Source organism: Rhodococcus sp. KRD197 (assembly GCF_017168235.1).
GTDB lineage: Bacteria > Actinomycetota > Actinomycetes > Mycobacteriales > Mycobacteriaceae > Rhodococcoides.
Window position 1 is genome coordinate 59,660 of record NZ_JABFAO010000002.1, and the last position, 21,945, is coordinate 81,604.

Annotated in this window: 22 protein-coding genes; 13 read left to right on the plus strand and 9 right to left on the minus strand. The window is 63.6% G+C overall.

Annotated elements, in window-relative coordinates:
* Positions 1 to 7 precede the first annotated feature (7 nt).
* Positions 8 to 1,891 (plus strand): helicase-related protein, encoded by a 1,884-nt coding sequence (locus J1M86_RS26785; RefSeq protein ID WP_307786509.1) that lies wholly within the window; start codon positions 8 to 10, stop codon positions 1,889 to 1,891.
* 73 nt (positions 1,892 to 1,964) lie between these two features.
* On the opposite strand, the gene J1M86_RS02545 is transcribed toward J1M86_RS26785, so the two are convergent.
* Positions 1,965 to 2,300, minus strand: coding sequence for a hypothetical protein (locus tag J1M86_RS02545; RefSeq protein ID WP_206508715.1), 336 nt, complete (start codon positions 2,298 to 2,300; stop codon positions 1,965 to 1,967).
* On the opposite strand from J1M86_RS02545, the gene J1M86_RS02550 reads away from it, so the two are divergent.
* Together J1M86_RS02550 and J1M86_RS02555 are read left to right on the plus strand one after the other, a co-directional pair.
* On the plus strand, positions 2,295 to 3,032 hold the full coding sequence (locus J1M86_RS02550) for a nuclear transport factor 2 family protein (protein ID WP_206508716.1): 738 nt from the start codon (positions 2,295 to 2,297) through the stop codon (positions 3,030 to 3,032). The genes J1M86_RS02545 and J1M86_RS02550 overlap by 6 nt on opposite strands.
* 25 nt (positions 3,033 to 3,057) lie before the next feature.
* Positions 3,058 to 4,161, plus strand: coding sequence for a S1C family serine protease (locus J1M86_RS02555; RefSeq protein WP_206508717.1), 1,104 nt, complete (start codon positions 3,058 to 3,060; stop codon positions 4,159 to 4,161).
* A gap of 10 nt (positions 4,162 to 4,171) precedes the next feature.
* Here the strand turns inward: J1M86_RS02555 and J1M86_RS02560 are convergent, their stop codons facing one another.
* Positions 4,172 to 4,552 carry a VOC family protein gene (locus J1M86_RS02560; protein ID WP_075837871.1) on the minus strand — a complete coding sequence of 127 codons (381 nt, stop codon included), beginning with the start codon at positions 4,550 to 4,552 and terminating at the stop codon, positions 4,172 to 4,174.
* A gap of 91 nt (positions 4,553 to 4,643) precedes the next feature.
* Between J1M86_RS02560 and J1M86_RS02565 the strand changes: the two genes are divergently transcribed.
* The 5 genes from J1M86_RS02565 (at position 4,644) to J1M86_RS02585 (ending at position 8,173) form a co-directional block, all read left to right on the plus strand.
* Positions 4,644 to 5,624, plus strand: a complete 981-nt coding sequence (locus tag J1M86_RS02565; protein WP_187346687.1) for an LLM class F420-dependent oxidoreductase — start codon at positions 4,644 to 4,646, stop codon at positions 5,622 to 5,624.
* An 81-nt stretch (positions 5,625 to 5,705) separates the two neighbouring features.
* Positions 5,706 to 6,320 (plus strand): AIM24 family protein, encoded by a 615-nt coding sequence (locus tag J1M86_RS02570; RefSeq protein WP_274611661.1) that lies wholly within the window; start codon positions 5,706 to 5,708, stop codon positions 6,318 to 6,320.
* A gap of 1 nt (position 6,321) precedes the next feature.
* Positions 6,322 to 6,999, plus strand: coding sequence for an AIM24 family protein (locus J1M86_RS02575; protein WP_206508718.1), 678 nt, complete (start codon positions 6,322 to 6,324; stop codon positions 6,997 to 6,999).
* Positions 7,000 to 7,011: 12 nt separating this feature from the next.
* Positions 7,012 to 7,755, plus strand: a complete 744-nt coding sequence (locus tag J1M86_RS02580) for an AIM24 family protein (RefSeq protein WP_206508719.1) — start codon at positions 7,012 to 7,014, stop codon at positions 7,753 to 7,755.
* 40 nt (positions 7,756 to 7,795) lie between these two features.
* Positions 7,796 to 8,173 (plus strand): hypothetical protein, encoded by a 378-nt coding sequence (locus J1M86_RS02585; RefSeq protein WP_075837875.1) that lies wholly within the window; start codon positions 7,796 to 7,798, stop codon positions 8,171 to 8,173.
* Here the strand turns inward: J1M86_RS02585 and J1M86_RS02590 are convergent.
* Positions 8,154 to 9,323, minus strand: a complete 1,170-nt coding sequence (locus tag J1M86_RS02590; protein WP_075837876.1) for a macrolide family glycosyltransferase — start codon at positions 9,321 to 9,323, stop codon at positions 8,154 to 8,156. The genes J1M86_RS02585 and J1M86_RS02590 overlap by 20 nt on opposite strands.
* Before the next feature lie 267 nt (positions 9,324 to 9,590).
* Between J1M86_RS02590 and J1M86_RS26970 the strand changes: the two genes are divergently transcribed.
* The 5 genes from J1M86_RS26970 to argG all read left to right on the plus strand — a co-directional run bounded on the left by J1M86_RS26970 (position 9,591) and on the right by argG (position 15,908).
* Positions 9,591 to 9,740, plus strand: coding sequence for a hypothetical protein (locus J1M86_RS26970; protein WP_206508720.1), 150 nt, complete (start codon positions 9,591 to 9,593; stop codon positions 9,738 to 9,740).
* 628 nt (positions 9,741 to 10,368) lie between these two features.
* On the plus strand, positions 10,369 to 10,956 hold the full coding sequence (locus J1M86_RS02600; RefSeq protein WP_206508721.1) for a GNAT family N-acetyltransferase: 588 nt from the start codon (positions 10,369 to 10,371) through the stop codon (positions 10,954 to 10,956).
* 58 nt (positions 10,957 to 11,014) lie between these two features.
* Positions 11,015 to 13,390 carry a lysylphosphatidylglycerol synthase transmembrane domain-containing protein gene (locus J1M86_RS02605; RefSeq protein WP_206509115.1) on the plus strand — a complete coding sequence of 792 codons (2,376 nt, stop codon included), beginning with the start codon at positions 11,015 to 11,017 and terminating at the stop codon, positions 13,388 to 13,390.
* Positions 13,390 to 14,472 carry a DNA alkylation repair protein gene (locus J1M86_RS02610; RefSeq protein WP_206508722.1) on the plus strand — a complete coding sequence of 361 codons (1,083 nt, stop codon included), beginning with the start codon at positions 13,390 to 13,392 and terminating at the stop codon, positions 14,470 to 14,472. The genes J1M86_RS02605 and J1M86_RS02610 overlap by 1 nt, the downstream gene beginning before the upstream one ends.
* A 17-nt stretch (positions 14,473 to 14,489) precedes the next feature.
* Positions 14,490 to 15,908 carry an argininosuccinate synthase gene (gene argG / locus J1M86_RS02615; protein WP_206508723.1) on the plus strand — a complete coding sequence of 473 codons (1,419 nt, stop codon included), beginning with the start codon at positions 14,490 to 14,492 and terminating at the stop codon, positions 15,906 to 15,908.
* Positions 15,909 to 15,920: 12 nt separating this feature from the next.
* Here argG and J1M86_RS02620 read toward each other — a convergent pair whose 3' ends face one another.
* The 6 genes from J1M86_RS02620 to J1M86_RS02645 all read right to left on the minus strand — a co-directional run bounded on the left by J1M86_RS02620 (position 15,921) and on the right by J1M86_RS02645 (position 21,726).
* Positions 15,921 to 16,214, minus strand: a complete 294-nt coding sequence (locus J1M86_RS02620; protein ID WP_075839278.1) for a putative quinol monooxygenase — start codon at positions 16,212 to 16,214, stop codon at positions 15,921 to 15,923.
* Positions 16,215 to 16,304: 90 nt separating this feature from the next.
* Positions 16,305 to 17,366 carry a phenylacetaldoxime dehydratase family protein gene (locus J1M86_RS02625; protein WP_206508724.1) on the minus strand — a complete coding sequence of 354 codons (1,062 nt, stop codon included), beginning with the start codon at positions 17,364 to 17,366 and terminating at the stop codon, positions 16,305 to 16,307.
* Between the two features lie 59 nt (positions 17,367 to 17,425).
* Positions 17,426 to 18,661, minus strand: coding sequence for a GTP-binding protein (locus tag J1M86_RS02630; RefSeq protein WP_075839280.1), 1,236 nt, complete (start codon positions 18,659 to 18,661; stop codon positions 17,426 to 17,428).
* A 119-nt stretch (positions 18,662 to 18,780) separates the two neighbouring features.
* Positions 18,781 to 19,434 (minus strand): nitrile hydratase subunit beta, encoded by a 654-nt coding sequence (nthB, locus tag J1M86_RS02635; protein WP_075839281.1) that lies wholly within the window; start codon positions 19,432 to 19,434, stop codon positions 18,781 to 18,783.
* A gap of 50 nt (positions 19,435 to 19,484) precedes the next feature.
* Positions 19,485 to 20,114, minus strand: coding sequence for a nitrile hydratase subunit alpha (gene nthA / locus J1M86_RS02640; RefSeq protein ID WP_206508725.1), 630 nt, complete (start codon positions 20,112 to 20,114; stop codon positions 19,485 to 19,487).
* Between the two features lie 49 nt (positions 20,115 to 20,163).
* A complete protein-coding gene (locus J1M86_RS02645) occupies positions 20,164 to 21,726 on the minus strand; it encodes an amidase (RefSeq protein ID WP_206508726.1) in 1,563 nt (520 codons plus the stop codon).
* Positions 21,727 to 21,945: the final 219 nt, after the last annotated feature.

The following is a 21,945-nucleotide window of genomic DNA, read 5'->3' on the forward strand; positions in this document are numbered from 1 at the left end:
TGTGTCCGTGCCACCTCGTCGACGCAAGCCCACCACTAGGAAACCGGCACGCAAGAAACCTGTCCGCAAGACTGCCTCACCCGATCTGCGGCCACCGGATCCCGGTGAGCGCGTCTGGGTACTCGACGTCCCATTCGAGGACCGCAGTCTCGCCTCGGCGTCGGGCGCGCGGTGGTACCCCGGGCCGCGAGTGTTCGCCTACTACGGAACCGAGCTGCCCGACGGTCTTGTCTCGTTCGAGTCGATGCCCTACAGCCTGCAGCGCTGGATCGAGGACGACTGCAACGAAAGCTGGCGGCCCGAGACAGTTCATGAACGGTCGATGACTCCTCGCGAGACGCAGCTGGAATCGGTGCGCCGTCAGCTGGGTGCCATGGCCGCCGGCTTCCCGTATTTTGCGCAGATGGACTCGACGGGGCTCGGGAAGACACTGGCCGTCTGCGAGGCCGTCCGCCAGATGGATGACGACACGACGAACACAGTCCTCGTCGTCGCTCCCAAGGGCGCACTTCCTGGCTGGAGGCGCACCATTGCCGACTCAGAGGCCGATCTCGATCCGGCCGACCGCAGGCGCTGGTTGCTGGTGACGTATCAGTCGACGAAGAAGCTGCTGACGGTTCCGGAGGACATCGACCTGGGCAAGCGCAAGAAGACCCAGAACAAGCGGACCATCGCGCTCGGTGAACTCCGCTTCGACATCGACGTCGTCATCGCCGACGAGTCGCACGCGCTGATGAACATCGAATCGCAGCAGTCACAGATCGTATGGCGATATCAGGAGGCTGCGCGGGCGGTGGTGTGGATGTCGGCGACGCCGGGGTACCAGCCGATGCACTTCGCTTACATGGCACGGGCCATCGAACAGAGCCGCGGCACCACGATCATCGGCGACGAGGACACCCTCGGTTACGCCGTCACGACCAAGTGGGCGACGTTTCTGCAAGCGGAGGAGTTCGCGCTGAAGGAAGGCAAGGCTGCCGGCCTGAAGACCTGGAGGTGGGAGCCCGAGGACGCCGCCCGACGCGAACGCGACATCGGTGCCATCCACGGTTGGCTGGCGGGCGGGTCCGTGCCGTGGTCGATCTCCCGGCCATCACCGCCGACGCCCCGGGAGCCTCTCGGCCAGGAGCTGACCGCGGCTCAGAAGCGTCTGTACAACTCGGCGTGGGTGGACTATCGGCGAGAATTGGGCCTGCCGCTGTGGAAATCCGTCGGCGGTAGGCGCGTACTGCAGAAGAATCCCAGTACGCGCGCCGCTGCCCTTCGTTTCCGGCAGAAGTGCTCGTATCTTCGGATCCCGGCGACTGCCGACCAGGTTCGAGCCTGGATCCGCGAGGGCAATCAGGTGTTCGTCTCGATGTTCTACCGCGAGTCCGTCGCTGCGCTGGCCGAGACGTTGCGCGAGGAGGGTCTCGTCGTCGCTGTCGTCGACGGCAGCATGAGCAGTAGTGATCAGGAACTGGAAATTCGACGGTTCCAGACCGGCGCGGCCCCGGTGATCGTCTCCACCACGACGAGTGCGATCAACCTCCACACCAACGAGCTGCTACTGCCGGACAAGCATCATCAGGTCACTCCGCAGGCTCCGCTCCAGTCCGTGTCGACCGCGGCCCCGCGCGTGACGCTCATTCATGATCCGCGGTGGACTCCCATCGACATCCGCCAGATCGAGGGCCGCGCGAACAGGATCGACAACGACCACAACCACACCACTTCGACCTGCTACTACGGCTACGCCGAGGGCACCGTCGAGGAGGAGATGGTGTTGACGGGTATCGAGCGGATCGCCGATCTGGGCTCCATCGTCGGACAGTCGGACCTCATCGATCCGGAAGCCTTCCTCGCTGCACGAGCGGACGACCGGAATGGGAACATACGTTCGATATCGTGATAGTCTCGCAAAGCCGTCCGAGAGCGACCACTCGCGGACGGTCCAAACAAGATGCGGACGGTCCAAACAAGATTCAGGGCGGTAGCGACCATGGCGGGTGCCGAGGATGTCGACGCCAGATGCCGCCGGTGACTTCTCGTCGACCCTGCATCGATCGGGCGATCGATGGATCGAGAGCGCGCCCTCGCGGTGCGCCCGCGGTCATGCCCTCGGCCCGCGAACCGTGCTGGTCGGTTCGAGGGCATGCTCCTGCGGCCGCGGACATCACCGCACCCACGTGTGCCGCAGGTGCGAGGACGTCACGTTCACTCCGCCCCTCGGCCCCGCCTGCTCCGACGCGAGTTTCGACTCCCGAGCGAGCGACCGGCCGACGTGAGGTCCGCGTAACGGTAGCGTCGAGGTCGTGCACACCCCTGAGGAGTTGCTTGCAGCCGCCCAAGGCTCACCCGCCGCTGTCGCGGTGCACGATCGTCGGGCGTGGGTAGACCTGTATGCGGACGCCGGCGAGGTCAATGATCCCGTCGGATCACGGCCACACCGCGGCCGCGAAGCCATCGAACGTTTCTACGACACCTTCATCGCGCCGAACACCATCGAATTCCACATCGAGAGCGAGGCCGTTTCCGGCATGTCCGTGGTACGCGACCTCAACCTCGTAACCGTCATGTCCACCGGCGCGAGGCTCGAGGTGCCGATGCATCTTCGCTACGACTTCGTCGAGGAGAACGGAACGCTGAAAATTGCCCGACTCGCTGCGCATTGGGAACTCGCGACGATGATCGGGCAGCTGCTGCGCGCAGGCATTCCTGGGCTCGTCGCGTCCGCGAAGCTCACTCCGCAGCTGATCGGAAATCAGGGTCTGAGCGGCGCGATGGGATTTCTGGGCGGATTCCGTGGCGTCGGGAGAAAGGGCAAGACCGTCGCCGAGCATGAGCTGCGCGCATTGCACCGGCCCGCCGATGGAGCGGATGTTTCCGCCGAGGAGCTGCGCCGCGCACGCTTCAAGAAGTGGATCGCAGCAGGCAGAACAGTGAGTGTTTCCGCCGAATTCGACTCCGGCCCGGGCATCGTGTTCGTCGAATTCACCCAACGCGCCCTGCAGGTCGAGACCATCACGGTATTCAGAACGCACCCGGTGTGAATCGGTGACGGCATAATCGACTGACATGCAGGCAGTCGGTCGGTACGCATTCGTTCTTGCGCTGACTTTCGCTGCGTCCGCGCTGGCCGCACCCCTGGGTCCAGGAGTCCTGGACGCGCCCGAACAAACCCCGCCGGCAACTGCCCCACCCGTCGCTCTGCCGCCACCGCCACCGCCGGCACCACTGACCCTCGAACAACTCTCCGCCCAAATCGATCCGACTATTGTCACCCTCTCCGCCGAGTTCGGGCTCTACGGCGTCGCGGGCACCGGCTTCGTCGTCGACCCCGACGGGTTGGTGCTCACCAACTTCCACGTTGTCGAGGAGGCGACCGACATCACGGCCGTACATCAGGGCAACGGACTCATCTACGACGCGTCGGTGCTGGGCTACGACAGAACGCGCGATCTCGCCGTGCTGCAGTTGGCCAACGCCTCGAACCTCCAGGTCGCGGCGATCGGCACCTCGGCGAACGTGGCGGTGGGCGATCCGGTGACCGCCGTCGGGAACGCCGATGGCGCGGGCGCCCTGGTGCCTGCACCGGGCAAGATCGTTGCTCTCGATCGGTCGGTGCTGGCGCAGAGCTCGGTGAACGGCTCGCGCAACGAACTGACCGGGATGATCCAGATCGATGCCGATGTGCGGTCCGGTGATTCAGGTGGCCCACTCGTCGATGCGTGGGGGAGCGTCATCGGCGTCGACGCTGCCGGTCTGTCCGAAGAGGCCCGCCAGACCCAGGCGCCCGAGGCGTACGCCATCCCCATCGACGACGCCATGGCTGTTTTCGAGCAGGTACGCACGGGCCGCTCGGGAGGCACCGTCCACGTCGGTCCGACGCCCTATCTCGGTATCGGAGTGCGCGACGTTTCGGCCTTCCGCGCAAGCGGGCCGACCCAGGGCGCAGTGATCGCGTCCGTCGCATCCGACTCACCGGCAGAACGCTCAGGTCTCCTGAGGGGCGATGTGATCGTCTCGTTCGACGGTCGCGCTGTCCGCAACTCGGACGAGCTGACCGGAGAGATGATCGGACGTCGCCCCGGCGACCGCATCGATCTCGAATGGGTCAGTGAGCAGGGCGTACTTCAGCAGCGCACGGTCACTCTCGAACAAGGCTCGCCCACCGCCTGAGGGTGCACCTTCACGCTTGCAGCACGGACAGCACGTTGCCCGCCGGATCGGTGAACCAGGCGATCAGCGGACCACCCTTGCGGAAGATGCCCCGCTCGTCGGTACCCATCTCCGGATACTGCTGACAATGCACCCCTTTCGCATTCAATGCATCCACCGCCGCGTCGATGTCCGCGACGGGAAAATTGAGAACAGTGTGCTGGGCCGGCTTGTGGTGCTCACGCGGGTAGATCAACACCTCACACCCTTCGCCGAGTTGCAGATGCAGCAGTCCCATCTCGCCGTCGACGACGGTGAGTCCAAGGGTGTCCGCGTAGAAGGCTCGGGCGGCGTCGATGTCATCGACCCCGAAGCCCGAGAACGGCGGTCGAGTGAGCTCGAGTGTCGGCATGACTGTGATTGTTCACCCGCCGATCGGCGGCTGCAACGGAATCCGGATGTTCGAGATGGCAGACTTCGCGGACGGGAGTAGCGTTTGAACGGTGACTATTCGTCTCGGTTACCAGATGCCCAATTTCAGCTACTCAGGCCCTGTCGCAGAGCTGTTTCCCAAGGTCATCGCGCAAGCGCGCGAGGCCGAAGCAGCCGGATTCGACACTGCATTCGTCATGGACCACTTCTACCAACTACCCGGGATCGGCAAGCCCGACGAACCGATGCTTGAGGCGTACTCGGCACTGTCCGCGTTGGCCACCGCCACCGACACCATCCAGCTGTCGGCACTCGTCACCGGGAACACCTACCGAAACCCGGCGATCCTCGCCAAGACAGTCACCACCCTCGACGTCGTCAGCGGCGGACGCGCGATCCTCGGCATCGGCGCAGGATGGTTCGAGCTCGAGCACACCAGTTTCGGCCTCGAATTCGGTACGTTCACCGATCGTTTCGAACGCCTCGACGAGGCGCTGCAGATCATCGAACCGATGCTGCGCGGGCAGCGTCCCACCTTCGACGGCCTGTGGTACCAGGTCGAGGAGGCCATCAACGAGCCGCGCCTGCGTGACGACCTCCCGATCATGCTCGGCGGCGGTGGTGAAAAGAAGACCTTCGGTCTCGCTGCGCAGTTCGCCGATCACCTCAACATCATTTGCAACGCAAGCGAACTGCCTCGCAAGGTCGAGGCCGTGCAAGCGCGCTGCGAGGAAGTCGACCGCGACCCGAAGGATCTCGAAACCAGCTTCCTCGCGTTCGTCATCATCGACGAGGACGGCGACAAAGCACGCACGCTCCAGAACGACTACCTGCTCTCGAACGGTATCGACTTGTCGAATCTGTCCGAGGACGAGAAGACCGCCGCTACCGACCGGGCTTTCTGCGGAACGCCGGACGACGTCGCCGAACAGGTGCAGACGCGTGTGCTCGACCACGGCATCGACGGAGTCATCATCAACCTGGTCACCAACGGCCACGAGCCCGGCATCGTCGAACTCGCAGGAAAGGCACTGCGCCCACTGATCCAGTAGGACCGGAGGTCCAGTTGCACTGCAGGTCCAGTTGCACTGACACGGGGGGACTGTGCGTGGCATAGTCTTCCCGTGGCTCAGCTGACAACCAACGGGCACCGCGTGCTCGTCGCGAATCTCACTGGCGATTCGCTGCGCGCGATCTCCGGATCGATGGTCGCGTACGAGGGCGACGTCGCCTTCAAGAACGCCGGCATGGGCGGGGGTGGGGGCCTGCGTGCCGCGCTCAAACAAAAGGTCACCGGCGAATCCCTCTCCCTCATGGAGGTTTCCGGGAAAGGCATCGTTTACTTCGCCGTCGATGCGCAGGACATCACCATCGTCGAATTGGCGAACGACTCGATGCACGTCGAGGCTTCGCAGTTGCTCGCCCTCACCGGTCAGATCAAGACCGAAGTCAAGTTCTCGGGGCTTCGCGGAGCATCCTCGGGTCAGGGATTGTTCACCACCATCGTCAGCGGAACGGGTTCGGTGGCACTGCTCTCTGCGGGTGGTCCGCTCATCGCCCTGGCGGTGGACCCGCAATATCCCCTCGTCGTCGATCCCGATGCATTCGTCGCGCATCGCGGATCACTGAATCAGAGCTTCGTCACCGACGTCACCTGGCGATCGGCTATCGGCGGCGGAAGCGGCGAGGCGTTCTCGCTACGGTTCGACGGCCAAGGCGTCGTCTACATCCAACCCGAGGAGCGTTGACGTGCCACTCGAAGCGGTGAACGGCAAGGTCGTGAAATCGACGCTCGCACCCGGACAGAACGTGTTGGCGCGCAAGGGCGCAATGTTGTACTACACCGGCGACGTCCACTTCATCCCGCATTCGATGGGCGGGTCCGCTGCCGGAATGCCCAGTTTTGGTGGCGTCGCCGGGATGGCGGGTCGGATGATGTCCGGCGAACACGTAGCGATGATGGCGGCCGAGGGTCAGGGTGAGGTGTTCTACGGTCACGCTGGGCTCTACGTCGAGGTGATTCATCTCGACGGCTCATCCATGCTCACCGTCGAAGCCGATCGACTCCTGGTGCACGACGGCTACTTGCAGAGCTCGATCGTCGCACTCACCTCCCAGGGTGGAGTACGCGGCGCCGTCCGCGGCGCTATGACGGGGCAGGGGTTGTTCACGACGCAGTTGACCGGGCAGGGAAGCGTCGCAGTCCTCTCGCACGGCGGCGCAATCCCACTTCAGGTCGGGCCGCAGCACCCCCAGGTCGTCGTCGATCCGCAGGCGTACGTCTGCCACATCGGCAATATCAGCGTCGACATCTCGGCGAACGTCGGTTGGCGTGACGCCGTAGGGCGTGGCAGCGGCGAAGCGATCCAGCTGAAGATGACGGGTACGGGCACCGTGTGGGTCCAGGCCTCCGAGCAGAAGTTCTGACAGGAGCATCACATGGGCCTCGAAATCCACACCCCGTATACCCTGCCGGTCGACGACAACGTCCCCGGCAACGACTACGCATTCTGCGTCGAACTCGCCGGTCAGCCATGGTTCACATCCAAGGGCGCGATGATCGCCTACTACGGCAATGTACGGTTCGAGCCACTCGGTCAGACATCGATGCCGGCCATCGTCGCCGCGCGCTTCTCGTCGCCGCTGTACTCGAACGACTGGGTCCTCGCGCAGGGCCAGGGCAAGCTGATCCTCGGTGATCGCGGATTCAACATCAACTCGTACGACCTGGACGACGGCAACCTGACCATCCGGGCATCGAACCTGCTCGCATTCCAGCCGACCCTGGATCTGAAGCAGTCCATCGTCCCCGGATTTCTGACGCTGCTGGGCACCGGCAAGTTTCTGGCCTCATCCAACGGGCCCGTGATGTTCGCCGAACCACCACTGCGCATCGACCCGGAGGCTCTCGTAGGGTGGGCCGACTGCCCGTCCCCGTCACACCACTTCGACGCCGGCTGGATGCAGAATTTCCTCGGCGCGGCCCGCGGGTTCCTCGGCGCCAACAGCGGGGAGGAACGCCAGTTCGACTTCACCGGCGCCGGGACCGTCCTGATCCAGTCGAGTGAGAAGGTACTCGACGACGGTCACCTGCTCCGGCACATCGAGTCGCAAACCGTCACCCTCGGGCAGAACAGCCTCAGGGCGCTCCACAACAGCATCGGGTCGCAGTTGCAGCAGTGACCCCAGTGCTTCCGGGAGCGAACAGGCGCACACTGGAGAGATGACCAACAATGGACCGTTCAATATCGACCCCGAGGACTTCGATCGCTTCGCCAAGGAAGCGAGCGACGGACTGCGGGACGTAGTCGATCAGGTAGGCAAGATCATCGGTGGGTCCGGAGCCGTCGGCCCGTGGGGCGCGTTCTTCGGGGAAGCGGCCACACCGCGCGCCAAGCCGGCGCCCGAACCGGAGACCACCGGCGAGAAGGGTGACGGCGTGTGGGCCATCTACACCGTCGACGAGGACGGATCTGCCCACATCGACCAGGTCTACAGTTCCGAGCTCGATGCCCTGCGCGCCCACAAGGACAACGTCGACCCCACGCGTCGGCTGCGTTTCCTGCCCTACGGCGTCAGCGTCAGCGCGCTCGAAGGCTAGCCTCGACCTGGTCTGCTGCTTTGTCGACGCCGCCGTGTTCGCGTACCTCGGCGCCGACTGTGGCCAGGCGCGCCGCAATCTCGGCCGACCCGGCCACGTGCTCCACCGCGTTGCGCAGACTCTCCGACGTGACGTCCTCGGATGCGAGCTGAACCCCGACCCCGAGTTCCTCGAGCGCGTTGGCATTACCGAATTGATCGACCGCCTGGGGGATTGCGACGGTCGGCACACCGAACCACAGTGCCTCGGTACACCCGCCCATCCCGGCATGCGTGACGAAGGCCGCTGCCGCCTCGAGTACGGCAAGTTGCGGCACCCTGGTGTGGATCTCGATATTGGCCGGGACGTTGCCCAGCGCCGGTATGTCGACGCGGTCGCCGACGGATATCACCACATGCCACGCCGAGCCGTCGAAGGCGTCGATGCAGGTGCGGTAAAAATCGGGGCGATCGTTGAAGCCGGTTCCGAACGAGACGTACAGGACGCGGGCATCGGTGCGCGGGGGCGTCCAACTGCGGTCTGTCAGACGCGCCGGATCGATGCAAGGGCCCACGAAGGCGACCGTGCGGGGCACCGCGTCGGCGTTCGGCTGCAGCACGCGCGGGATCAACGAGATGACGCTCTCGGGGTAGGTGATCCATTGCCACGGGTCGGCGTCAATGCCGTTTTCCCGTAGCCACTCCGAGTAGGCGGCGTGATAATTCCTACCGGCCTCGGATTCACGCAACGGAACGATCACCTCGGCGAGATCGCTCTCGTATCCCTCCCAGGCGACCATGGCGGGAGAGAGCTGCACGGCGTTCACTGCATATCGCCGGCCGAGAACGGGTGCTGCGAGGCCGCCGATATCGTAGAGCAGCAGGTCCGGGCGGTCGGTGTCGTAGAAGTCGGTGAGCACATCGAAGCAGGCGCGTGCCTCGTCGAGGAACACCCGCATCGCATCCGCCGGATCGTCCGGCCAGTCCTGCTCGCCCTGCGGGAGGATCGAGTGAAACCGCACGGCCTCGGCGCCCGTGGGTTCGACGAGATGGGCCAGCGAGTCTCCCACTGCGTACGTGACGCGATGGCCTCGTCGCACCAGCTCCGCGATCAGCGCCAGCGATGGATAGATGTGACTCGGCGCTGTCGTCCCGATCATCGCGATGTGCATTTCCCGACGCTAACCCGACGCCGAATTCCGATCCAGCGAATTACCGTCGCTCGTTCGCAAGGAGGTCCGGCAGGCCAGGGAAGCGTTCGTTTTCGCGGTCCACCTGAAATATCGGCCCCGACTCGTGCAGGACTCGAAAGTGATGCGTCAGAGTCGATTTTGATACGCAAAGGTCGAACCCGGCATGTTGCATACCGATGGGTTTGTTAGGGGTTGTAACTTTTGAAGTTGTCACCGCAGCATCGAATCCGCTCTGCAGCAGGGTGGTTGTTCACCGAGCATTCCTGCCCACTGCGGAATCCAAGCCAGTTCAGCCGATTTGAAACCGGTAACATTTGCTGGTCCCCCAACACCGTTGCACACGGTGCGATCCTTTTTCGATGGGTCGCTGCAACCAATTTCATCGTCACCGCATGAAGGCGTCACCCGTCTTGCGTGTGAGCCAGGCGACCCTCGCGCTATCGGCAATCGCGCTGGCAGTGTTCTACCTGTGGGATCTGCTTTCCTTGAGACTTCAACATCAACCGACGTGGTGCATCGATCACTATGGAACCCCTACCCGCTTCGACTATCTACTTCCCGGCAACGCGGAGAGGCTAGGGGCCGGTGTTACGGACTTCTGGGGGTGGCTACCCCCAGGCGTGAGCTGTACGTTCACCGACGTAGTGACCAAAGAGAGCGAACAGTGGCACCGGCCGCCGAGCGATCATACGTCGTCGTATTCCTTGTGGTGTTGATTCTGGTCTCATCTGCCGGCGTCTTGTTCGCCGGTCGGAAGCGCGTCTGAACATCACCTAAGTTTTGTTCAGCGACTTCGAGTGACTGCGTGGGCGGAGCCCACCGATGTCCTGATAGCACCCGCTGATCCCGACACCACCACGTTGCGAACACGATTTCACGAAGTCGCGTCGAGGAAGCGAGCGGTTCTTGCACCCTCTCAGCTCGGAAGACTCAGCCCGCACTACATGCACAACCTCGCGGTCTGATCCTGGTCCGAAGATCCACTTCCAAGGAGGTGAGATCCACTTCCCGTATCGTCCCTGATGTGACCTTTCTGCACCCGGTAACGCTCAGGGACGACTTCGTGACGCTCGAGCCGCTGAGCCACGAGCATCTCGAGGGCCTGTGCGACGCCGCTCGCGACGGTGACTTGTGGAATCTTTGGTACACCGCTGTTCCGAGGCCCGAGGAGATGGCGGCCGAGATCGACCGACGCCTCGGGTTGCTCGAGGCACAATCGATGCTTCCGTTCACTCTGCGCCGCAACGACACCGGACAGATCATCGGCATGACTACGTTCATGAACGCCGATGCAGCCAACCGTCGCGTGGAGATCGGTTCCACCTGGAATGCGGCGTCGGCGCACCGCAGTGGCACCAACACTGCCAGCAAGTTGCTTCTTCTCGGCTACGCCTTCGAGGAATTGAACTGCATTGCAGTGGAATTCCGAACGCACTGGATGAACATGCAATCCCGAACCGCCATCGCGAACCTGGGCGCGAAGCAGGACGGCGTATTGCGCAACCACCAGCGCATGCCCGACGGCTCCCTGCGTGACACGGTCGTGTACTCGATCGTCGACTCGGAGTGGCCGGCGGTACGAAACGAGCTTCGCCGGCGTCTGGCGCGCTAGGTTGACTCCCAGCGTTGGCCGACGCATCTCGAGGCCGCACCGAAAGATCCGTCAAACGATACGAGTCGACGGGCGGGAAATCCCGGTGACGGGCCGGCTGCTGCAACCGCCCATCCGCCGCACGAGCGACATTCTGCGAGTAGTCCTGTCGGCCCTGTTGGTGGCGGCAGTCATCGCAGGGTCCCTCATCACCCGCAATCAATGGGCTGCGCTGGAAAGCTCCGTATCGGGCATCGTCGGGGTGCTCAGCCCGGATCAATCCGACCTGGTCTACCTTCTCTACGGCGTGGCGATTCTGGCCCTTCCGTTCGCCATTCTGATCGGATTGATCGCCGGCCGTAAGTGGAAGCTGCTCGCTGGTTACGCGGCGGCGGGCCTGCTCGCTGTGCTCGCGTTGTCGATCACCGGCACCGGTATCTCCACCCCCGAGTGGAATCTGGACGTGCCGGAGCGACTGGATACCTTCCTCGCACAGTTCCTCGACGATTCGCGCTGGATCGCGATGCTCGCCGCGATTCTCACGGTGTCGGGCCCCTGGCTTCCCGCTCGCTGGCGTCGTGCCTGGTGGTTCCTGCTTCTCGCATTCGTGCCGATGCACCTTTTCGTCAGCACCGTCGTTCCGGCACGGTCGCTGCTGGGATTGGCGGTCGGCTGGTTCATCGGCGCGTTGATCGTGCTCGTCGTCGGCACACCGGCTCTGGAAGTCCCATTGGACGGCGCTGTCCGGCTACTGGCAAAGCGTGGTCATCCCGTCACCTCCTTCACCGTTCTCAAACCGGCCGGACCGGGACCGCTGGTGCTCTCCGCTACCGCCGAGGGCCCGGAACCGGAGATCGTCGTCGAAATGTACGGGCAGAACCAACGCAGCGGCGGGGTGATCAAGCAGGGTTGGCGATGGCTGACATTTCGTGGCAGCGAAAGCGTGCCGATTCACGCCTCGATGCGGCGAGCCGTCGAGCACAGGGCTCTGATGGGCATCGCGATCGGTGAGCTGGGTATCGCAAGCAGTACACCCCTCGCGGTCTCCGTCCTGGACCGCGGCTGGGCACTGTTCGCACACAGTGCACCGCGCGGAAAGGCCGTCGACGAGTCCTCCGAGGATTCGCTGGCGGTGACCATCTGGCACGGCTTGCAGACACTGCACGAGAGACAGATTTCGCACGGCGATCTGCGGAGCGCCGAGATCTGGGACGACAACGGCACCGCATTGTTCGGGGGTTTCGCTTTCGCCGAGCTCGGGGCCTCGGACGCGCAGATGCAGTCCGATGTTGCGCAGCTACTCATCTCCACCTCGACGCTGTTCGGGGTCGAACGCGCCGTGCGCATCGCTATCGAGACCCTCGGTGAGGACACCGTCGTCACCGCCGCCGGACGGTTGACCAAAGCCGCCATCCCGACGCGGGTCCTCAAATCCGTTCCCGACGGCACCGCCACCATGAAGGCCGTGCGCGAGGAGGTCCTGAACCAGACCGACACCCTGAAGATCGAGCTGGAACAGGTCACGCGATTCTCCCGCTATCAGATCATCCAGCTCGTCCTGCTGATTGCGCTCGTCTACGTCGCATATCCGTTCATCAGTGCGGTACCGACATTCTTGACCGAGCTCCGCACCGCCAACTGGTGGTGGGCACTGCTGGGCCTTGCAGTGTCTGCGCTGACTTATATCGGTGCCGCGGCAGCACTGTGGGCCTGCGCGTTCGGCAAGGTCAGCTTTTTCAATCTGGTGATCATGCAGGTGGCCAACACTTTTGCCGCGACGACGACCCCGGCGGGCGTGGGTGGCCTGGCGCTGAGTGTGCGCTTCCTGCAGAAGAGTGGCCTCGGAGCCGTCCGGGCCACTGCGGCGGTGGCGCTGGAGCAGTCGGTGCAGGTGATCACCCACGTCAGCCTGCTGATCATGTTCTCCATCGTCGCGGGCACATCCTCGGGGCTCGAGCGCTACGTGCCAGACCCGACGGTGCTGTATCTGATCGCTGGCGTTGCGCTGGGAGCCGTCGGGGCGGCGCTGTTCCTGCCGATCCTGCGTCGGTGGCTACGCGACGCGATACGACCGCAGCTCAAGGAGGTGCTCGGTGAACTCGCTCAGCTCGCGATGGACCCGAAGCGCTTCTCGATCATCATTCTCGGCTGTGCGGCAACAACTCTCGGAGCCGCGCTAGCACTGTGGGCCAGTGTCCAAGCGTTCGGCGGCGGGACGACGTTCATCACCGTGACCGTCGTGACCATGATCGGTGGCACCCTCGCCGCGGCAGCCCCGACCCCGGGAGGCGTCGGTGCCGTCGAGGCGGCCCTGATCGGCGGACTCGCCGCGTTCGGTCTTCCCGCGAGTGTCGCGGTACCGTCGGTGCTTCTCTACCGTGTCCTGACGTGCTGGCTTCCGGTGTTCTTGGGCTGGCCGATTCTGAGATGGATGACCAAGAAGGACATGGTCTGATGCCGACTGCAGACGAGCTGCTCGGCGCGAATGTCGTCCACAATCTGGTCGACTGCCTCGGCGGCGACTTGCCGGCGACCTCCGCTACGGCAGGCGAGTTCGACGGCCTGAGCCTGAGTGATCGCGCCCGCATCGTCCGCGACGCCTTACTCGCCGAACTACCGGCGGACTACCCGCAGTTCGAGGCCGCTATCGAAGCCGCACTGACGAACGACGAGTTCACCGGTTGGATGATCTGGCCGATCAGCGAGGCACTCGCGGTACGTGCGACTTCGGAGGGTGTAGCCGAATTCGACTCCGGGCTAGCCCTTCTCGCCCGGCTGACCTCTCGCCTGACGGGTGAGTTCGCGATCCGGACGTTCATGGACGCCGATCTCGATCGAACCCTCGATACGGCCCTGGAGTGGACTCACCACCCGGATCCGCACGTTCGCCGACTGGCGTCCGAGGGAACCCGCCCATTTCTGCCATGGGCCAGGCGGGTCGAAGCGCTCACTGCCCGACCGGACGCCACGACCGCGATTCTCGACGCGCTCTACCGCGACGATTCCGAGTTCGTACGCCGCTCGGTTGCAAATCACCTCAACGATCTGAGTCGGACCGATCCCACACTGGTCGTGGATCGGGCTGCGGCGTGGATGGCCGATCCGGACGCACACACCACACAACTCGTCCGACGCGCACTGCGCTCGTTGATCAAGAAGGGCGATCCGGGCGCCCTGTCGCTTCTCGGTTTCGCACCGACCGAGGGTGTCGAGGCCCGAGATCTGACGGTGACGCCGAACGAGGTACCGACGGGTGGGTCCGTCACGATCCGCTTCGATCTCGCCAACACTGCGGACTCCGAGCAGTCCGTGGCCGTCGACTACGTCATCCATCACGTCCGTGCCAACGGCAAGCGAAGTCCGAAGGTGTTCAAGCTGACCACCCGCGCGCTCGCGCCCGGATCGACCACGACGATCACGCGGACGCACTCGTTCCGTCCCATCACCACGCGTCGCTACTACCCGGGCGAGCATGTGCTCGAAATTCAGGTCAACGGGTCGATCCTCGCCGATGCCGTTTTCGAGCTGACCGAGTAGACCGATACCATGCTGGCGTGACCAAGGTACTGCACGAACTTCCCGTCGGTGAGCGCATCGGCATCGCATTCTCCGGCGGCTTGGACACCTCCGTCGCGGTGGCGTGGATGCGCGAACACGGCGCTGTCCCCTATGCCTACACCGCTGACATCGGCCAGTACGACGAACCCGATCTGTCCGACGTGCCCGAGCGCGGTCTCGCGTACGGAGCCGAGCAGGCCCGCCTCGTGGACTGCCGCGAAGCACTCGTCGAGGAGGGTCTCGCCGCGCTGACGTGCGGCGCCTTCCACATCAGATCGGCCAACCAGGTTTATTTCAACACCACCCCACTCGGCCGCGCGGTCACCGGCACCCTGTTGGTGACGGCCATGCGCGAGGACGACGTCTCCATCTGGGGCGACGGATCCACCTACAAGGGCAACGACATCGAGCGGTTCTACCGTTACGGTCTGCTCGCCAACCCCAATCTGCGGATCTACAAGCCCTGGCTGGACAAGGCGTTCGTCACCGAGCTCGGTGGCCGCCACGAGATGTCCGAGTGGCTCACCCACCGCGACCTGCCCTACCGGGATTCCGCGGAAAAGGCGTACTCCACCGACGCCAACATCTGGGGCGCCACGCACGAGGCCAAGAGCCTGGAATACCTCGACACCTCGCTCGAGATCGTCTCGCCCATCATGGGTGTCCGCTTCTGGGACCCCGAGGTCGAAATCGAGACCGAGGACGTCACCGTCGAATTCGACAAGGGCCGTCCGGTCCGAGTCAACGGCAAGACCTTCGCGAGCCCCGTCGACCTGGTGATGGAAGCCAACGCCATCGGGGGTCGCCACGGCCTGGGCATGAGCGATCAGATCGAGAACCGCATCATCGAGGCCAAGAGTCGCGGCATCTACGAGGCTCCAGGCATGGCGCTGCTGCACATCACGTACGAGCGCCTCGTCAACGCCATCCACAACGAGGACACCGTCGCCTCGTACCACAACGAGGGCCGTCGACTCGGACGCCTGCTGTACGAGGGACGCTGGTTCGATCCGCAGGCGCTGATGCTGCGTGAGGGCCTGCAGCGGTGGGTCGGCAACGTGGTGAGCGGCAGCGTGACGGTGCGTCTGCGCCGTGGCCAGGACTTCACCATCGTCGACACCCAGGGCACCAATTTCAGCTACCACCCCGAGAAGCTGTCGATGGAACGCAGCCAGGGCCAGGCCTTCTTCCCCGGCGACCGAATCGGTCAGCTGACGATGCGCAACCTCGACATCGCCGATTCGCGCAGCAAGCTGGAGCAGTACGCGGCTCAGGAGCAGCACACCGCGTGGGCAGACCTCATCGGTGACGTCACCCAGGGCGGCGCGGAAGCGATCTCGGCCTCCACGAGCGACGGCGCCGGAGTCAATTCCGAGGCACTCGATCACGCGGCCATCGAGTCCGGCACCGACTGACGCAAGGGAACGTCAGACGCTGGAGATCGTGTACTTGGTCAGCGCGGGTGCGCCTGCGAGGAGTGGGCCGAGGTCGGTGATCTTGCCTTCGCCGGCCCGGAACTCGCGGTACTTCGCGTCGGCTTCGGCGGAATCCCAGCGCTCGTAGGCGATCCAGTGAGCCTCGTTGTCGGCGTCGACGAGCACGTCGACACCTTGGCAGCCGTCGAACGCACGAGTCTCGGTGAGGACCCGAGCGAGGACGACCTTCGCGTCGTCGAGCTTGGCGGGATCGAAGGTCAGATCGAGCATTGCGATGATCGCCATGTGTATCTCCAGATCGGTTGAGGGTTACCCGGCCCACCCTAATCGCGCGCATATGCCAATTTCGATCTCCAGGCTTGTGTCGGTTGAGGCTCAGTTCCGGAGCGCGGCGTCGCGCATCATGCCGGTGGCGGGGTGGCAGTTGATGTATTCGAAGAGCTGGTTCGCTTGATCGGAGACCGACACCTCATGGTAGAGCCGCAGTTTCTCGAGTTCGGCGACGACTTTGAAGAACGTGGTGAAGATGCGCAGGTGAGTGGGATGCGATTCCGCCCAGCGTTCGAGCTTCTCCAACGAGTGCCAGTGGCCGATGTTGTAGGTCTCGTCGAGAGGCGTCCCGTCGAGTTCGATGTTTCGGACCAGGCGGTTGCTGTAGCAGCCGACCTCGCTGCCATTGTCGCGTAGGAAGTCCATTCCGGCGTGCAGGGTCGGTTGTATCTCGCCCAAGTACAGGTCGCGCTCGGCCGGTCCCGCTTCTCTCCAGTCCTGACCGGAGCGGATGAGGGCGATGTTGTCGTGGCCGGCGACGACGACCCGGCCCCCTGCCTCCGGGTCACCGGAGATAATCTGCAGGGTGTCCGCACTGCCGGGTTGCATCCACTCGGTCTGGGCGAGAGGGAATCGTTCGCGCATCGAACCCCAGTAACCGTGCTCATTGATGTCGCCGCTGGTGCTGTCCATCAAAGCACCGACACCGGGGAGTTGGTCCTTGAAGGCGTAAAGAGTCTCGAACTGATCCACTCGAGGTGCCACGACTTCGCGGAAGTACCCGATACTCTCACTCAACCGCTCTTCCGAGTCCCACCAATTCTCTACGTCGGGGGATCGGAGCCAGTTCGTGAATGTCGAGGAATCGCGCCAGTATCCGACGACGATGTAGTTGTCGTAACCCTCGTTGTCGACATGGTGGGTCAGATCGTGGTGTTCGGGGCCGTCCAGGGCATCGAGGCTGGCAACGATATGCCCGACAGCGGTGAGTGCATGCGCACGCTGCCCGTCGCCCTTCGACTGGACTCCGAGGTACCCCATGGTGATCTGCTCTATCTCCTTGTCGGCTCGGCCGACGAACATCGGGAACGGCGGTTGGTACGAGTCCGGGACCCGCCGGGAGATATGGCGCGGGCACTGCAGATGTGTGTCGATTGCTGATTCCACAGGGGTTTCCTTCTATCTCGATTGCGGGTGGGCGAATCCAACTGAGTTCTGCGGGACCGTCACACGGTCTGCGCGATGTTGGTTTGCCCCACATGGCTGGCGACGTCGTCACTGTGACCGGGCCCGAGTGGGTCGGACCAGCTCGTCCAGATGTCGGGTCCGAGCTCTATCTCCTCGGTTGTGAGCAGGCATGCGTCGAGCTGCTCGCGCAAGAGGTCCGGATTGATTCCTTGGCCGATGAAGACCAGTTCTTGTCGGCAGTCGCCGACTGGGTTCTCCCACTTGTCCAATATCCCCTGGCGTCGATAATCATCGGTGGGCCAATAGCTTTCAGGTAGAAATTTCCACCAGCGGCCAATGTAGCCGTGCCGTATGCGATGGCCGGCTTGAGAAATGCTGCCGGTTTCGGTGAACCGAGCCGCGTTCCAGTAGTAACCTTTGGCGCGCAATAGATTTCCGTTCGTCCACTCGGTGGCGAGGAAATCGTGTATCCGTTCTGGATGAAAGGGAGCGCGTTCCCGGTAGACGACGGAACTGATTCCGTATTCTTCGGTTTCGGGCGTGTGCTGGCCTTGCAGTTCCTGCAGCCATCCAGGAGCAGTTGCAGCTTTTTCCAGTGAGAACAGTTTCGTGTCCATGATGGAGTCGAGATCGACATTCCCGAAAGACATAGGGATGATGTGTGCGGATGCGTTCAGTGAACGCAGAACCCCGTTCAGTTCGGTGAGTTCGCGTTTGTCGACGAGGTCGACTTTGCCGATGAGGATGACGTCTGCGAATTCGACTTGATCTACGAGCAGGTCGGAGATGTCTCGTTGGTCTTCCGGTGCGTCGGCGGCGACCGTGCCGCCGGTGCGGTAGTCACGTAGAAAGCTGGCGGCGTCGACGACGGTGACCATCGTGTCCAGTCGGGCGACATCGTCGAGGGCCTTGCCTGTCGGATCGATGAAGGTGAATGTTTCTGCGACCGGGAGGGGTTCGGAGATTCCGGATGATTCGATGAGCAGGTAGTCGAATCGACCGTCAGCCGCGAGGATCCCGATTTCTGCCAGGAGATCCTCTCGAAGTGTGCAGCAGATGCAGCCGTTGGTCATCTCGACCAGCTTCTCCTGCGAGCGGCTCAGGCTGATCTCGCGTTCGACTTCGGCGCTGTCGATGTTGATCTCGCTCATGTCGTTGACGATGACTGCGACGCGGCGGCCCTCTCTGTTTCGGAGGACCTCGTTGAGAAGTGTTGTTTTGCCGGCACCGAGAAATCCGGAAAGCACCGTGACGGGGAGTCGTGTGTCGTTCATGACAGGTTCACGTTCCTTCTCGTTGTAGAAGCCTCGACGAAGCGGGTGAAGTGAAGCCGGTGGCGGCCACGTGCCCCTGGAGGGTCCGGGTGGCCGCCACCGGAGTCGGTGTGCGTGGCTCAGGCTGCTGGTTCGAGGTAACCCTCGAACAGGTCGACCATCACGGCGTCGGCGTCGGTGTCGGTGCCGAAAAGTTCTTCTGCGGTGAATTCGACGTGGTAGGTGGGTTCGGCTCCTCCGTCGGTGCGACCGTGTCCGATGGCGTCGGGGAACGGCCACTTGTCGGTGGTGCGATGACGGACGACTCCGGTTCGTCCGCGGCAGATCGCCGGCATACGGATGTGACCGGCGAAGTGGTCGTCACGAACGCGGACGGTGTCACCGACGGAGAAGACGTGGTTGTCGGTGCGTGCAGGTCGTCCTTGCGATGTAGCCGGTAGCGACAAGGGGAATGGTCCACCGGCGAAGGCTTCGAGTTCGTCCTTGGTCAGTACACCGGTTTCGACCATCAAGGTGGCCACGCCGATGGCGTATCGCTCGTAGTACGGGGTGACGAGATAGTGCACCGGTGCGATGCGTTCGACGACGTGGCGTACTTCGTCGACACTGAACTTGCCCAGTTCGGCGACGCCGAGGAAGAACAGGCTGTACGGCAGGTGTTCCCAGTCGGCATGGAAGGTCTCCGGGTGGGGCAGGCCGTGTTCGTATTCGTTGATCGTGTGGTCGACGGCACCGAATCCTTGTTTGCCGGCGAGATCGTGTACTCCGTCCATGGGAGTCGATTCCTTTCTACGAGTCCAGTTTTGGAGATGAGCGCGAAGTGTCAGGGGACCTGGGGGAGAGCGACGCCGATGAGGCAGTCCTTGGTGACGATCTCCTGCAGTTGCTCGACGGTCCATCCCTCGGTGCCGGCAGGACGGACGGGGATGACGAGGTACCGGGTTTCGGCGGAGGTGTCGACGACGCGGATCTTGACGTCGTCGGGCAGCGTGGTGCCGAGCTCGGCCAGGACCTTTCTGGGTTCGCGTACCACGCGGGCCCGGTACTCGAAGCTCTTGTACCAAGTCGGAGGTAGCCCGAGGATCGGCCAGGCGGTGCACGAGCACAGCGAGCACACGATGACGTTCTTGAGGGTGGGTGTGTCCTCGAGTGCGACGATGTACTCGCCCTGCGGACCGAGCCATCCGTACTGTCCGACAGCCGCTGTGCCGTCGGTCAAGAGCAATTCACGGAACTCCGGGTCCGTCCACGCACGAGCAACCAGTTCGGCGCCCCTGCGTGGGGTGAAGTCCTCCTCGAACGTCTTCTTCCACCCTTCGACGTAGCCCTCGGGCACAAGGCCTTTGGAGTCGAGAGCCCGGTAGAGCGCCCAGGCGCGGTCGCCTGCCGGTGCCTGATCCGGAACGCCGGGGGCGTGGGTGGTGCGCTTCTCGTGAACGGTGGTGATGGACATGGTGAATCCTTTCCTGTCGGGGCTGCGAACGTTGGGATGAAGTCGGTGGTTACCGAGAGGCAAGTACGGCGTGGCCTCGCGCAGCATCGGGCGTGGGGAATCCGCCCTGGAGTTGCTCGAAGGTGTGGCCTACGCGCAGCACGGTGGCGTCGTCGAAGTGCTTGCCGATTATCATCATTCCGACGGGTAGACCATCGACAAGACCTGCCGGCACCGACAGTGCCGGATGCCCGGTCACATCCATCGGTGCAGTGTTGGCGATCATGCCGAGCGCTTTGGTCAGGTAGGTGGCCCGGTCGATACCGGGTTCGGGCAGTTGGGTTGCGGTGTACGGCAGGGTGGGCATCACCAGCACGTCGAAGGAATCGAGAGCAGTGTCGTAGGCGGCGCGGGCTGTCGGTACGAGGTTGCGCGCTTTGCCGTAGCTCGACGCCCCCAGCGTCGTCACTCCGTGATGACCACAGAGCGCAACGAGTTTGACCGTATCGGCCAGCGCGTCCGCGTGCTCGATTCGTCGGCCGGCGAAGTATGCCATCTGTTCCGGGTCGTACAGCCCGTCTGCGTTGAGGCCGTATCCGTTGCCGTCGAGCATCTGGTACGCGGCACCGTCGGTGGCGATGACGTTCCAGACGTGGAATGCATGTCGATGCCACGGGATACTCACCTCGTCGACTACCGCCCCTGCTTCGGTCAGGCGGTACGCTGCCGCTCGGACCGCGGCATCGACTTGTGGTTGCGAGGCGTCATGGCCGAAACCCTCTGTGACGATACCGATTCGCAGACCCTCGACACCGGCATCGAGACCATGGGTGTAGTCATGGGCGGTCACATCTGCGGGTTGCCGTGGGTCGTTGCCGTCGGTGCCGGCGATCACGGACAACATCAACGCTGCGTCCGCGACGGTGCGGGTGATCGGGCCGACGTGGTCGATGGTGCGCTCGATCGGAAATGCGCCGGTGTAGGGGACGAGGCCGAACGTCGGCTTGTGCCCGACCACCCCGCAAAAGGCCGCCGGGATGCGGATGGACCCGCCCTGATCACCACCGATAGCGATATCGACATCCCCGTTGGCGACCAGAGCTCCACTGCCGCCGGACGATCCGCCGGCCTCACGGGTTGGGTCCCAGGGGTTGCGCACCGTCCCGGAGGCGGAGGTGAAACTCGACCCGGAGAAACACAGGTCCTCGCACACAGATTTTCCTGCTATCTCGGCTCCGGAGTCGAGCAGTCGAGTGACGACAGTGGCATCGAGGGAGGGGATGAACCCTTCCAGGGTGCGGGAGCCGTTCATCATCGGCACACCGGCTACTGCGACATTGTCTTTGATGGCGACTCGCATTCCGGCGAGGCGATCATCGACGGGCTCGGACGAGGTGATATTCGTCGTCACGTACCAGCCACCGAACTGATTGTCGGATTCGGCCGGAGTGCGGTGCTCGCGATCAGGTGCGGTGGGTGTGATGGCGGCGTACAGCTCGTCCACTTCGTCGTAGGACCCGAGCGCGCCGTCGACCAAGCCGGCGAACTCCTCACGGTCCGACGCGGTCAGATTGATTCCGAAATGCTTTGCCGCCGAGCCGATGGCGTCCGAATCCGGGCGTAAAACTGTCATGTGATCTCCTGGTTGAAGCAGCAGGGTAGGTGCGGGAACTCCGATGCAACTGACGGTAGAACAGGGTGCGACAATGCGTCAATAGGTGTCGACATATCGACTGGTTAACAATATGTTTCCGGCGCATCACACGAGGCCGAATCGGCGCAGATCCTCGTAAAACGTTGCAGCAGAACGGCAAACGTAGCGCCGAGCACACTCGGACCCGGGCCACGCCGC